Origin of the sequence: Bradyrhizobium sp. GCM10028915, from assembly GCF_042666195.1 — a bacterium.
Taxonomy (GTDB): Bacteria; Pseudomonadota; Alphaproteobacteria; order Rhizobiales; family Xanthobacteraceae; genus Bradyrhizobium; species Bradyrhizobium canariense_D.
The window spans coordinates 376,868-377,244 of record NZ_JBHTFN010000070.1 but is presented as its reverse complement, the minus strand read 5'-3'; the positions used below and the strand labels follow the sequence as shown (position 1 = coordinate 377,244).

Here is a 377-nt window from a genome sequence, read left to right as displayed (position 1 = left end):
CCAACGAGAGCTTGGGCATCGGCCAGCATAGGAACGTTTTGTTCGATGACCGCAAGCGTGACGGTCTCGGCTTTGGTTAGGTGGTCGCGCTTCGTCGTCATCAGTTGCGCTATCGTCCTGGCGGCGGGGACCTTCTGCAATTGTTGATGGCTGATAGTCTCGGCACGTCGCCGTCGCGTCGCCCATTCCGCCACGACGCGCAGCGATCCCTTGAAGCCTTGTCCCTTCAAGCGGCGCCAGAGCTCGGCACCGTTGCGACAGCCGACTGACCACTGCGCGTCCAGGAACGGCAGATGCCCGTCCAGGGTGCTTTGACGGGTGCGGAACATATCCGTACCGCCGCCGCGGCTAATTTGGCGAACCAGATTGCGACTATA

General features: G+C 61.5%; 1 pseudogene. It reads right to left on the bottom strand.

Going from position 1 to position 377, the window contains the following annotated elements:
• Positions 1 to 377, bottom strand: a pseudogene (locus ACFQX9_RS35310) (ISL3 family transposase); the annotation flags it as partial.